This is a genomic window from Vibrio frigidus (assembly GCF_042465995.1).
GTDB lineage: Bacteria > Pseudomonadota > Gammaproteobacteria > Enterobacterales > Vibrionaceae > Vibrio.
Genome location: NZ_JBCDMC010000002.1, coordinates 190,225 through 203,362 on the forward strand (window position 1 = coordinate 190,225; position 13,138 = coordinate 203,362).

The window sequence follows — 13,138 nt, forward strand, 5'->3', positions numbered from 1 at the left end:
AACTGCTATTCGATAAAATACTTAATTACGGGTTATAATTCCATAGGCAATCATGAAAAATCCATCAATAAGCACACTTTAATTAGCCTAAGGTGTTTATTATTAAAAATGACGGCAAGTTATTGCATAATATTAAAATAAGTTAAGTATTAAATGAAAATATATAAAAACAAAAAAATCGTTGCGGTAGGTGGCGGGCATGGCTTGGGACGAGTTCTGGCCGCTTTAAACAAGTTCGGTAACAACGCTACCGGGATTGTTACGACGACCGACAACGGCGGTTCTACTGGCCGCATCCGTTATTGTCAGGGCGGTATTGCTTGGGGTGACACGAGAAACTGCATCAATCAGCTGATTACTGAACCATCTGTTGAATCGATGATGTTTGAGTATAGATTTAAAGGTTCTGGCGAATTAAATGGGCATAATTTGGGCAACCTGATGTTGGCCTCATTAGATAACTTATCTGTCAGGCCTCTAGAGGCAATACAGCTGATACGTAACATGTTGAAAGTCGATGTCAACATTATCCCTATGTCCGAACACCCATCTGATCTAAAAGCATTATCTGTTGATGGTAATTGGGTTCATGGTGAAACCAGCGTAGACGAGATGGAAAACGACCTTCTCAGGTTGGATCTAGAACCAGAAGTACCCGCCACAAGTGAGGCCGTTACGGCCATTAACCATGCCGATTGCATCATACTTGGACCAGGTAGTTTCCTTACTAGCATTATGCCACCTCTGTTACTTTCCGAATTGGGACATGCCATATTAAAAAACACCAACGCGACATTAATCTACATCGAGAACCTGTCACCTGAATATGGCCCCGCCGGAAGAATGACTTTACGTCAAAAACTGGAGTGGTGCCAAAGGGCTTGTCGAGGCAGAAAAATAGATATTGTATTAGGTGACGTGGCACATCAAGATCTAGAAAACGAGTGGCGTTGCGTTACTGTCGATCTTGCATCGCCGAATAGGGCTTGGCGACACGATAGGAACAAGCTGTCCAAGGCGATTGTCGAGCAACTTAAATAGTACAGCGCTAATTTAAAAAACGTTTCCACTGCCACTTCGGCTCATTGACAATACTGACATCCTCACTAATGAAAGTGCGAGGATGTCTTTCGCGACCTGTGAAATGATATCCCATATTGGCACAAGTTCACTTGGCTTGGTATAAGGCCCCATATGCGCGGATAGTAGCTTCAATGCTATCCAGTAGCGAATTGCGATTTTCAACCGTGGAAACCTTCTCGCCGGCTTTGGCTTTGGCATCTATATGCAGCGCTTTTTTACACAAGTCATCAGCACCGAAACTAGCTGCACTACTTTTTAGTGCATGGCTAATGTCACTTAACAAACGCTCTACGTTATCGCCATTTTCTGTTAGCGAAACGTGATAGCTGTTTAACTCACCCAAAAATATGTCCAACAATACCGGCAAATTTTCTTGGCCAATTTCGTTACACAAGTCTTCAATTTTGTTGGAGTTCAAATAAGTCGTCACCGTTTAAGGTTCTCCTAACATTTCCTTCGTTGCATGTAAAAAAACAAGCGATTAGCTACGTCAATTTCATGCTCATATTTTTCGTGTTCACATCATCGTTATTTTCTATAACCATGACTGTTTTTTCCTGTAAATAGTCGATGGACTGACTTCTAATGCATTTGCTGCTTGCGGGATGTTCCCCCCGCAGGCTTGAATTGCTTGCTCTATCACATTTCTCTCAACCCGCCACAAAGGTGTTATGTCATCAGCAGATAATGATTGGAGACTCTCATGGGTGGAATCAATGTTGTTTGAACCAAATCTATCTTGCAATAATCCTTCCCTATTGTTTATTAAAGCAATTTTTGTGCTCATTTGGTTAATTGGTGGAGGAAGCATGTTTAATGTGATTTCCTTCCCATTATTTAATACAACAGCGTTGCGTATTACATTTTGAAGCTGACGCACATTTCCAGGCCATTCATAGGAGATGAATCTATCTATTACATCTTGTGCAAAACGAGTAAACGATTTTTCCTCTTCCAATGACATATAGCCCAATAACGAATAGGCTATCTCGACGACATCCTCTCCTCGGTCTCTTAATGGAGGCAAATGCAGCGGAATAACATACAAACGGTAATAAAGGTCTTCTCTAAAACGTCCTTGCTGTACCTCTTTCCAAGGGTCTCTGTTGGTTGCACAAACAAAGCGTACATCAATACTCTTCATCTTTGAGGAACCGACCTTTTGAAACGTACCCGTTTGGATAAAACGCAATAGTTTGGTCTGCAGATCCAAATCCATTTCGCAAAGCTCATCCAAAAACAGTGTCCCACCGTCGGCAAGTTCTGCAGCACCGTGTCGTTCAGTCGCCGCTCCCGTGAAAGCGCCCTTAACGTGACCGAACAATTCACTTTCAATTAGATCTTTCGGGATAGCCGCACAATTAATTGCTATGAATGGTTTGTCTCTGCGACGGCTCGCAGCATGTATCGCTTCAGCGCACACCTCTTTACCTGTGCCACTCTCGCCAGTTATAAAAATGCTCGCTTTGCTTGTTGCTGCCGAGTCAATAGTCTTGTAAACCGAAAGCATATTCTGACTACTACCAATAAAACCTTGATAGTTATTCAAACTACTAACGCTTGATCCTTGCTCGCCTTCACCACCTTTGATTTTGCTGGCTCGGCGTATGGCATTATTTACCGTAACCCTGAGCCTATCCGCTTCACAAGGTTTGATTAAGAAGTCCTGAGCGCCATATCGCATTGCGTCTACGGCAGTATCAATCGAACCGTGTGCCGTCATAAAGATGATAGGGACTTCTGGGTATAATGCTTTTACTGAGTGAAGTACATCCATACCTGTCATATCGGGAAGGCGCAAATCTAAGAGGATGAGATCCGGAATCCGGATGGTCAGTGATTCCAGCGCCTCTTTACCCGTACCAACAATCTCCACATCGATACCGAGAGGCGTTAAAAAAGAACGATATAAAGCCGCAACTGAAGCGGTATCTTCGACCATAAGCAAATACTTAGCTGTCATACCAAGATCCGGTTTTTTCATATCCAAGCCTTTAAAAGATATTGTTTGATTTGAGCGAATCAAAAGAAAGTTGATTGCAATTTAGGAAAGAATCGCATTTCGCTTTGCAAAATGCAAATATACCTATTTATAGTGCGGATATATTCGAGATAAGCCTTTATATCTCTGTGCTTATTAATTGGCACAATAAATGCTTTTATAACTATGACCCTAACGGGTCACCTAGCCAACTGACGTTGTTAGTGGACATGTTTTCCACAAAATGAAGCCAACCGGACATATTCCAGTTGGCTATTTTTTTGCCTGCATTTTCTTTTAACTAGCTGTTTACAATAAACTGTTTTCTTAGCTTATCTATTCTATCTCTCTTTTCTGCCGCTAATTCAAATTCCAAATCTTGAGCATGTTGGTACATGGCCGCTTCCAATTTGATAATCTCTTTCTCTAATTGTTGTGGTGTAAATGCCTGATAACTTTGTGATGGCTCAGCCACTTTCGATAAAGGTACTTGTTTCGAGACTCTTTGATTACGGGTTTTAGCGATGTCGCCGATTTCCATAATATCTTTGATACTCTTTTTTAAAGCCTGAGGTACGATGCCATTTTTTTCATTGTGTTCTTGCTGTTTTCCCCTACGACGATTCGTTTCATCCATTGCCTTTTTCATAGATTTGGTAATGGAGTTACCATATAAAATGGCTCTTCCTTCTAGGTTCCTCGCAGCACGGCCTATCGTCTGTATGAGCGACCTTTCTGACCTTAAGAATCCTTCCTTATCCGCATCTAGAATGGCCACAAGAGAGACCTCTGGCATATCCAGCCCTTCTCTCAATAGGTTAATTCCCACCAATACATCAAATTCGCCTAACCTCAAATCACGGATAATCTCCACCCGTTCAACGGTATCGATATCAGAATGCAGATAACGAACCTTTACACCGTGGTCATGAAGATATTCTGTCAGATCTTCCGCCATTCTCTTCGTCAGTGTCGTCACTAAGACTCGCTCACTTTTTACTGACCTTATACGGATCTCAGACAATAAATCATCGACCTGCGTTGTCACTGGACGCACTTCAATAACTGGGTCTAAAAGCCCAGTGGGGCGCACGACTTGATCCGCGATATCGTTACCTGATTTTTCGAGCTCATAATTACCCGGTGTTGCGGATACAAATATGGTCTGCGGAGCCAATGCTTCAAATTCATCAAACTTAAGTGGCCTATTATCTAGCGCTGAAGGAAGACGAAAGCCAAACTCAACTAAGGTCTCTTTTCGTGACCGATCTCCTTTAAACATTGCGCCAATTTGAGAAACGGTCACGTGAGATTCGTCGATAACCAACAGTCCGTCACTGGGTAGGTAGTCAAAAAGCGTCGGTGGCGGCTCGCCTTCTTCTCGACCACTGAGGTATCTAGAGTAGTTTTCGATACCTGAACAGAACCCTAATTCGTTCATCATCTCCAAATCAAACTGCGTTCTTTGGGAGATCCGCTGTTCTTCCAATAGTTTATTATTTTCAAGTAAATAGGCTTTTCGGCTCTTTAGTTCTACCTTTATATGTTCAATTGACTCTAGTATTTTTTCTCTAGGCGTAACATAGTGCGTTTTTGGATAGACAGTGAATCTAGGCAAGTCTCTCTGGTTAATTGCACCTGTTAGTGGGTCAAACAGGCTTATACATTCTATCTCTTCATCGAACATCTCTATTCGTACCGCTTCCTGATCGGATTCTGCAGGGAAGACATCTATCACTTCACCTCGAACCCTAAACTGCCCACGTTCAAACGATACGTCATTTCGAGTGTATTGAAGCTCAGCTAGTCGCCGTATAACATCGCGTTGGTTTAAATGGTCTCCGCGTCTTACATGTAGCATCATCTTTAGATACGAATCGGGGTCACCTAAACCATAAATCGCCGATACAGAGGCAATGATAATGGCATCCTTTCGTTCTAAGAGTGCTTTGGTCGCGGATAACCTCATTTGTTCTATATGTGAATTTATTGACGAATCTTTTTCAATAAAGGTATCTGTTGTAGGTACATAAGCCTCAGGCTGATAGTAGTCATAATAAGAAACAAAGTACTCTACGGCGTTATTAGGGAAAAAAGCTTTCATTTCCCCATAAAGCTGCGCGGCAAGCGTTTTATTCGGCGCAAGGATTATGGTTGGTCGCTTTGATTGTGCGATCACATTCGCCAACGTAAAAGTTTTTCCTGAGCCAGTGACACCTAACAGTGTTTGATGTGCAAGCCCATTTTCCAGACCATCCAACAGCTTTACTATTGCGGTAGGTTGATCCCCGGACGGTTTGTAATCGGAAACTAGGTTGTATTCTTTGCTCATAATTATGTTCTTATTCTTTATGATTAATATGCGATGTTCTACATGTGAAGACAGCGTTAAGCATGATAACGAATTCTAAAATAAATTGCTTCGCATGATATCCAATCTACTGACGCAAAGATAACTTTTGTCACCGAGCCATCAATTGACGATCGGTTTAACCCGAATTCAGTTTGGTCGTTTGGAGAAAAATATAATTAGATAAATAATGTGAAGTAAAACTGCATAAACAGTAGAACCTCTTTCTAAAATTTGATAAAGTCTCCGCCCTTCTCTAGATACAACCCTCAATTTCAATTATTTTTAATCCACTTGTTTTCCCCAACTTAGTGCAAATATGATGCATTTTTGATCAAAATTTAACTTATGCACAAGATGCATAAATTATACGGGTTAACGACAAATGGCATAAAGTCTTTTTTTTCAACGAATTACAGCTTTATCATATAGTATTTTTACTCTAAATAAATTCAATGGGTTTTTACTCAAGTTTAATTCACACACTTATCCACAATTTTGGTGGATAAGTAAGTCGGCGCTTTTATCGATGGGCAGTCTGAAAAAATCAATAGCAATTACGAATTTATTTTTATAAAAAGATTCGACTTCTGTGTTGACACTTTTCGTCCATATCGCTAAAATCCGCAACTCAAATCGATTCCCCCTTAGTTCAGTTGGTAGAACGGCGGACTGTTAATCCGTATGTCGCAAGTTCAAGTCTTGCAGGGGGAGCCACATTTTAAAGCCACGTCTTAGACGTGGCTTTTTTCGTTTAAAAAGACGATTAAAAACGCGTCCTACATGGGTACATAACAGATATTTTCCCGCCTAATTACAATTTCGAGATCAAAAAAACCGTGTATGGTGCTTAAAAACAACACTAATGATGAAAAACCCTAAGGATTCTCGGTTGTTATTAGTGCCTCAAAACGAGATAATATAACATTAAGGATTTCCTAATATGAATTATCATGACTGACTATTTACTGTTACTAGTCGGCACTGTTCTGGTTAACAACTTTGTGCTGGTTAAATTTCTGGGTTTATGTCCCTTTATGGGTGTTTCCAAAAAACTGGAAACCGCTATTGGTATGGGCTTAGCAACCACATTCGTACTGACGCTTGCGTCCGTTTGCGCTTACTTGGTTGAAACCTATATTTTGGCTCCGTTAGGAATAGAATATCTACGGACGATGAGTTTTATCCTGGTGATTGCGTTTGTTGTGCAATTTACTGAGATGATTGTTCACAAAACCAGCCCAACGCTATATCGATTACTCGGCATATTTTTGCCCCTCATTACGACAAACTGCGCGGTATTAGGCGTCGCCTTGCTAAACATCAATGAGAATCATAATTTTATTGAATCCATTATTTACGGCTTCGGTGCCGCTGTCGGATTTTCCTTAGTCTTAGTTTTATTCGCCTCAATGCGCGAACGAATTGCAGCAGCTGATGTTCCTTCTCCATTTCAGGGTGCATCTATAGCGATGATAACCGCAGGATTAATGTCTCTGGCATTTATGGGCTTTACTGGATTGGTGAAGTTGTAATGGTATCAATATTCGTTGCTATTCTCGCTATCGCTATCCTCGCGGGCATATTTGGTGCTTTTCTAGGCTTCGCTTCTGTTCGTTTTAAGGTCGAAAGCGACCCAATTGTTGAACAAATAGACGCCATTTTACCTCAAACCCAATGTGGGCAATGTGGTTATCCGGGTTGTAGGCCTTATGCAGAAGCGGTTGCCAACGGCGACAGTATCAGCAAGTGTACGCCAGGTGGACAGGCAGCTATCGAAAAAATAGCCGAATTGATGGGTGTCGAGCCAGAAACAGAAAACCAAGGCGATATCGAACCCATTAAAACCGTCGCGTACATACACGAAGACATGTGTATTGGATGCACAAAATGCATACAAGCTTGTCCCGTGGACGCCATTGTGGGAGGAACTAAAGCCTTACATACGGTAATAGAAAGTGAATGTACTGGATGCGACCTATGTGTGGCTCCATGCCCAACAGACTGCATAGAAATGATACCGATTGAAACAACCATTGCTAACTGGAAATGGACATTAAACGCCATTCCAGCCGTAGATATAACAGATAAACCAGAAGCGCGAGTTAAATGAAAGATATGGTGCCATTAGTTGAAAGAATTCGTCATGGTGATATCTGGGACTTTCCTGGTGGCATTCACCCACCAGAAAACAAAACTCAATCTACTCAGACGCCTGTTGATAAAGCACGTTTAGCACACGAATTTATATTACCCATAAAACAGCATATCGGCCGCCCCGGAGATCTCGCAGTAAAGGTGGGCGATAAAGTGTTAAAGGGTCAACCGCTGACTAAGTTTACCGACAGCTTTATGTTACCTGTGCATGCACCTACATCAGGCGAAATCATTTCAATTGAGCCAAGACAAACGGCCCACCCTTCTGGTTTGACAGAAAACTGTATTATATTAAGATCCGATGGCGAAGATAGATGGATACAGAAAAATCCATTAACCAACTTTAAATCAGAATCACCTGAACAACTTATAAACGTTATCCGACAATCTGGCGTTGCGGGGTTGGGTGGTGCAGGTTTTCCCACTGGTCATAAGATCCAATCTGGCGTGGCTAAAACCGAAATTCTTATTATCAATGCTGCAGAGTGTGAACCCTACATCACCGCAGATGATATGTTGATGCGAGAAAATGCGACTGAGATTATTGAAGGCATTCAGGTGCTTGAGCACATTCTGAAGCCAGATTTAATTATTATTGCCGTCGAGGACAATAAACCCGAAGCAATAAAAGCGCTAGAACATGCCGCGCTAAACAGAAACTTGGTAATACGCGGTATTCCGACTAAGTATCCTTCTGGCGGTGAAAAACAACTAATAAAATTGTTAACTAATAAAGAGGTTCCGAAAAAAGGGATCCCCGCTGATATTGGTGTGCTGGTTCAAAATGTCGGGACCATTCATGCTATCAAAAAGGCGGTGATCGATGGAGAGCCGCTAATTGAACGAATCGTAACATTAACGGGGAACACGTTCGCCCAACCTAAAAATATATGGGTGCGATTAGGTACTCCCGTCCAAGCTCTATTAGACGAATATGGTTATATAGAAGATAAAAAATCACCTCGAATAATAATGGGTGGCCCTATGATGGGCTTTACTGTGCCCTCTGCAGCGGTACCTATAACCAAAACAACCAACTGTATTTTGGCACCAACAAAAAAAGAGATCGCACCCGAAAAAAATGAAATAGCTTGTATACGATGCGGACAGTGTGCTGAAGTTTGCCCGGCGTCTCTATTACCACAACAACTTTTTTGGTATTCAAAAGATAAAGATTTTGATAAGTGTGAAGAGTTAAACCTTTCTGACTGTATAGAGTGTGGTGCGTGCGCCTATGTCTGTCCAAGTGAAATACCGCTGGTTCATTATTATCGCCAGGCAAAGGCTGAAATTCGCATCCATAAAGAAGAAACCGAATCGGCTGAAAGAGCCAAATTGCGATTTGAAGAACGTAAAGCAAGGCTTGAGAGAGACAAAGAACAACGAGATAATCGCTTTAAAGAAGCCGCTAAAAATCGCCGCAAAGAAATGGAAAAGTTGGATAATAACGATGGTGATGCTGTTGCCGCTGCTATTGCTCGTGTTAAGGCACAAAAATCAACCTTGAAAAGTAGCTCTGAAGTTAAACCGGCTGTCGCCGCTGCAATAGCACGGGCAAAAGCAAAACAAGCCGAAGCGTTGAAATCCAACATTGATACACCAGATAACTCAGAAATGGTCAGCTTACGCGAGGAGCGTAAACGCCTTGCCAGAGAACGAAAAGCAGAAAAGGACGCGACCCTGTCGGCTCAGCCACCTGCCGAGAGCCGCCCTTCCGAAGACACTGTCAATAAAAACCCTGCGGTTGCCGCCGCTATTGCTCGCGCTAAAGCAAAGAAAGTAGCTCAAACTGAAGCGGCAGAAAGTAACGAAACGACAACGTCACCAGCAGAGAGTGAGGCTCCCCCTGTTGAGGACAAGATAAAAGCCGCCGTTGCCGCTGCTATTGCTCGCGCTAAAGCAAAGAAAGTAGCTCAAACTGAAGCGGTAGAAAGTAACCAAACGACAACGTCACCAGCAGAGAGTGAGACTCTCCCTGTTGCGGACAAGAAAAAAGCCGCCGTCGCCGCTGCCATTGCTCGCGCTAAAGCAAAAAAAGTAGCTCAAACTGAAGCGGCAGAAAGTAACCAAACGACAACGTCACCAGCAGAGAGTGAGGCTCCCCCTGTTGAGGACAAGAAAAAAGCCGCCGTTGCCGCTGCTATTGCTCGCGCTAAAGCAAAGAAAGTAGCTCAAACTGAAGCGGTAGAAAGTAACCAAACGACAACGTCACCAGCAGAGAGTGAGACTCCCCCTGTTGAGGACAAGAAAAAAGCCGCCGTCGCCGCTGCCATTGCGCGCGCTAAAGCAAAGAAAGTAGCTCAAACTCAAGCGGCAGAAAGTAACGAAACGACAATGTCACCAGCAGAGAGTGAGACTCCCCCTGTTGAGGACAAGAAAAAGGCCGCCGTGGCCGCTGCCATCGCGCGCGCTAAAGCAAAAAAGGCCGCACAGGCTGCCGTTCAAAACGTTAAGGAGAAAGAGTAGTGGCCTTTTTTATTGCCAGCTCACCCCACACCCATCGCAGTAAGAGCACGCAAGATCTCATGAAGTGGGTTGCGATTGCAGCTATACCCGGCTTATTGGCTCAAACCTATTTCTTCGGTTGGGGAACGTTAATTCAATTATTGATTGCATTCGTTGTCGCCTTTTTATTAGAAAGCGCCGTCATGCTGTTTCGTAAACGTTCTCCGTTTAGCGCATTACGTGACTACAGCTTTATTGTTACCGCTTGGCTATTAGCTGTTGCCATTCCTCCCCTTTCGCCATGGTGGATGATGGTCATTGGGTTGTTTTTTGCCATTGTTGTTGCTAAACAGCTGTACGGTGGCCTTGGGCAAAATCCTTTTAACCCAGCCATGATTGCCTACGTCGTTCTACTTATCTCATTTCCTTTGCAAATGACAAGCTGGATAGCGCCTGACTCTCTAAACCCTTCTGATATTAACTTGTACGATTCATGGAAGTTGATCTTTACTGGTTTTGACGACGATGGTTTTTCTCTACAACAAGTCCGGGCAGGTATAGATGGCATAACAATGGCAACGCCGCTTGATGCATTTAAAACAGCCGTAAGATCATCGATGCCTGCCAATGAAATTATGTCTCTGCCTCCGTTTTCCATCATTGCAGGAACGGGATGGGAATGGGTAAACATGGCCTATTTATTGGGTGGGATAGCGCTCGTAAAACAACGCATCATTCAGTGGTATATCCCTGCGGGGTTCTTGCTAGGTCTTATTTTTGTCAGCAGCGTTAGTTATCTCTTTTCCCCAAATACGGTAGCAAGTCCCCTTCTGCATCTTTTTTCTGGCGCGACAATGCTTGGCGCATTTTTCATTGCAACGGATCCCGTTACCGCTTCAACGACCGTCAAAGGAAGGTTGTTATTTGGGTTTTTCATCGGAACTTTAGTCTTTGTTATCAGAACTTGGGGCGGGTATCCGGACGGCGTTGCTTTCGCCGTGCTTATTGCGAACATGATGGTTCCTTTTATTGACCGTTATACAAAACCAAGAACCTATGGGCACTAAGGAAAAATATGTTAACCGCGATTAAAAAAAACGGCGCGACATTAGCTATCTTTGCTTGCGCTTGTACAGGTCTCGTAGCGATTACTCATTACTTGACTGAAAATACCATCTTGCAGCAAGAGCGAGACCAACTAAAATCGATACTTAACGAAGTGATACCGCATCAGATGCATGACAATGAACTCTATTCGGCTTGTACTTTGGTACAGTCGGTGCAACTCGGTAGCGACGATCCATTGCCCGCTTACATCGCAAGAAAAAATGGACGGCCAAGTGCTGTTGCAATAGAAGTTATTGCACCTGATGGCTATAACGGGAAAATAAAGCTAATAGTCGGCATCGATTCTCAGGGTGTAGTAACGGGTACACGCGTACTTGCTCATAGAGAGACACCGGGGTTAGGTGACAAAATTGACACGAGAATATCCAATTGGATCGACGGTTTCATAGGAAAACAGGTAACACAAGATAACCTTGATAATTGGAAAGTAAAGAAAGATGGCGGTCAGTTTGATCAATTCACTGGCGCAACTATTACCCCCAGAGCCGTCGTAAAAGCAGTAAAACGAGGCGTTATATTCTACAATGAAAACCGCGACGCTTTACATTCTCAACCGCTAAATTGTGGAGAAGACAATGGGTGAACATAAAATACTGCTGCAAAATGGTTTATGGAAAAACAATCCAGTTTTGGTTCAGCTTTTAGGCCTTTGCCCCTTGCTTGCCGTCTCATCTACGGTAACGAACGCATTGGGATTGGGCATCGCTACTACTCTTGTTCTTATTGGCTCCAATTTAATCGTGTCGCTAGTACGTGATTATGTAGCAAAAGAGGTGCGTCTTCCTGTTTTTGTTATGATCATTGCGGCACTGGTGACCTGTGTGCAATTGCTCATGAATGCCTATGCCTACGGCTTATACTTATCACTTGGTATCTTCATTCCTCTCATAGTGACCAACTGTATAATTATCGGTCGCGCTGAAGCTTACGCTGCAAAAAACGAACCACTACCTGCTGCTCTAGATGGGTTATGGATGGGGTTTGGCATGACATCCGTGCTTGTTTTACTCGGCACGATACGCGAAGTAATAGGAAATGGTACTTTATTTGATGGTGCGGATTTATTGCTCGGCAATTGGGCAACCTCGCTACGAATTGAAATATTTCACGTTGAAAGTAACTTCTTGTTAGCGATGTTGCCACCGGGTGCATTTATCGGTGTCGGATTTATCATCGCATTCAAAAACGTGATTGATTCACACATCGCCGCTCGAAAACCAAAAGTAGAAAAACCTGTTATTGAACGGGTTAGAGTCACTAACTAACCTGAATTTGGGGTAAACGATGAACAACGCAAAACGGATTGTAATTCTTGAAAGATTACGAGACAACAACCCTAACCCTCAAACAGAGTTAAACTGGAATTCACCTTTTGAACTACTGATTGCGGTATTGCTCTCTGCTCAAGCGACAGATGTTAGTGTTAATAAAGCGACTAACAAGCTTTATCCAGTCGCTAACACACCGAAAGCCATCTTTGATTTAGGTGTTGATGGTGTAAAAGAGTACATCAAGACCATTGGGTTATTTAATTCTAAGGCAGAGAATGTCATTAAGACCTGCCGTATTTTACTTGAAGAACACAACAGCGTGGTACCAGAGAATAGAGAGTCTTTAGAAGCTCTACCTGGTGTGGGTAGAAAGACGGCCAATGTAGTGTTAAATACCGCATTTGGTTGGCCGACAATTGCTGTCGATACACATATCTATCGAGTTTCCAATCGAACAAAGCTTGCGATGGGCAAAACCGTGGATAACGTAGAACAAAAGCTTTTAAAGGTCATTCCAACTGAATTTAAACTCGATGTTCACCACTGGCTAATCTTGCATGGGCGTTATACGTGCATCGCCAGAAAACCACGCTGTGGCAGCTGTATCATAGAAGATCTGTGTGAGTACGCCTCAAAAACAGAATTGTAATGATAAACGAGTTAAAATATCGATTAATAGCCTCAGCATAGCTGGTTGCTAAATATAAAAACAGGGAGAAGTAC

General features: G+C 42.8%; 11 protein-coding genes and 1 tRNA gene. 9 read left to right on the plus strand and 3 right to left on the minus strand.

Annotated elements, in window-relative coordinates:
- Positions 1 to 153 precede the first annotated feature (153 nt).
- Entirely contained in the window at positions 154 to 1,041 is an 888-nt protein-coding gene (gene yvcK, locus AACW90_RS04350; RefSeq protein WP_390231351.1) for a uridine diphosphate-N-acetylglucosamine-binding protein YvcK, read from the plus strand.
- Positions 1,042 to 1,168: 127 nt separating this feature from the next.
- On the opposite strand, the gene AACW90_RS04355 is transcribed toward yvcK, so the two are convergent.
- The 3 genes from AACW90_RS04355 to uvrB form a co-directional block, all read right to left on the minus strand.
- Positions 1,169 to 1,513 (minus strand): Hpt domain-containing protein, encoded by a 345-nt coding sequence (locus AACW90_RS04355; RefSeq protein ID WP_390231354.1) that lies wholly within the window; start codon positions 1,511 to 1,513, stop codon positions 1,169 to 1,171.
- A 105-nt stretch (positions 1,514 to 1,618) separates the two neighbouring features.
- The gene (gene luxO / locus AACW90_RS04360) at positions 1,619 to 3,067 is read right to left on the minus strand and encodes a quorum-sensing sigma-54 dependent transcriptional regulator LuxO (protein WP_390231357.1); all 1,449 of its coding nucleotides are present in this window, start codon (positions 3,065 to 3,067) and stop codon (positions 1,619 to 1,621) included.
- Between the two features lie 298 nt (positions 3,068 to 3,365).
- Entirely contained in the window at positions 3,366 to 5,396 is a 2,031-nt protein-coding gene (gene uvrB, locus AACW90_RS04365; protein ID WP_390231360.1) for an excinuclease ABC subunit UvrB, read from the minus strand.
- A 659-nt stretch (positions 5,397 to 6,055) separates the two neighbouring features.
- Between uvrB and AACW90_RS04370 the strand changes: the two genes are divergently transcribed.
- The 8 genes from AACW90_RS04370 to nth all read left to right on the plus strand — a co-directional run bounded on the left by AACW90_RS04370 (position 6,056) and on the right by nth (position 13,064).
- Positions 6,056 to 6,131, plus strand: a tRNA-Asn gene (locus tag AACW90_RS04370).
- A 236-nt stretch (positions 6,132 to 6,367) separates the two neighbouring features.
- Positions 6,368 to 6,949, plus strand: coding sequence for an electron transport complex subunit RsxA (rsxA, locus tag AACW90_RS04375; RefSeq protein ID WP_195703822.1), 582 nt, complete (start codon positions 6,368 to 6,370; stop codon positions 6,947 to 6,949).
- Positions 6,949 to 7,527 carry an electron transport complex subunit RsxB gene (gene rsxB, locus AACW90_RS04380; RefSeq protein ID WP_390231364.1) on the plus strand — a complete coding sequence of 193 codons (579 nt, stop codon included), beginning with the start codon at positions 6,949 to 6,951 and terminating at the stop codon, positions 7,525 to 7,527. Before rsxA ends, rsxB begins: the two co-directional genes overlap by 1 nt.
- A 5-nt stretch (positions 7,528 to 7,532) precedes the next feature.
- On the plus strand, positions 7,533 to 10,037 hold the full coding sequence (gene rsxC, locus AACW90_RS04385; protein ID WP_390232059.1) for an electron transport complex subunit RsxC: 2,505 nt from the start codon (positions 7,533 to 7,535) through the stop codon (positions 10,035 to 10,037).
- Positions 10,037 to 11,083: an electron transport complex subunit RsxD gene (gene rsxD, locus AACW90_RS04390; protein ID WP_390231367.1), complete on the plus strand. Its 1,047-nt coding sequence runs from the start codon at positions 10,037 to 10,039 to the stop codon at positions 11,081 to 11,083. Before rsxC ends, rsxD begins: the two co-directional genes overlap by 1 nt.
- Before the next feature lie 8 nt (positions 11,084 to 11,091).
- Positions 11,092 to 11,727, plus strand: coding sequence for an electron transport complex subunit RsxG (gene rsxG, locus AACW90_RS04395; protein ID WP_390231370.1), 636 nt, complete (start codon positions 11,092 to 11,094; stop codon positions 11,725 to 11,727).
- Positions 11,720 to 12,409: an electron transport complex subunit E gene (locus tag AACW90_RS04400; protein WP_390231373.1), complete on the plus strand. Its 690-nt coding sequence runs from the start codon at positions 11,720 to 11,722 to the stop codon at positions 12,407 to 12,409. Before rsxG ends, AACW90_RS04400 begins: the two co-directional genes overlap by 8 nt.
- 19 nt (positions 12,410 to 12,428) lie before the next feature.
- Positions 12,429 to 13,064: an endonuclease III gene (gene nth, locus AACW90_RS04405; protein WP_390231376.1), complete on the plus strand. Its 636-nt coding sequence runs from the start codon at positions 12,429 to 12,431 to the stop codon at positions 13,062 to 13,064.
- Positions 13,065 to 13,138: the final 74 nt, after the last annotated feature.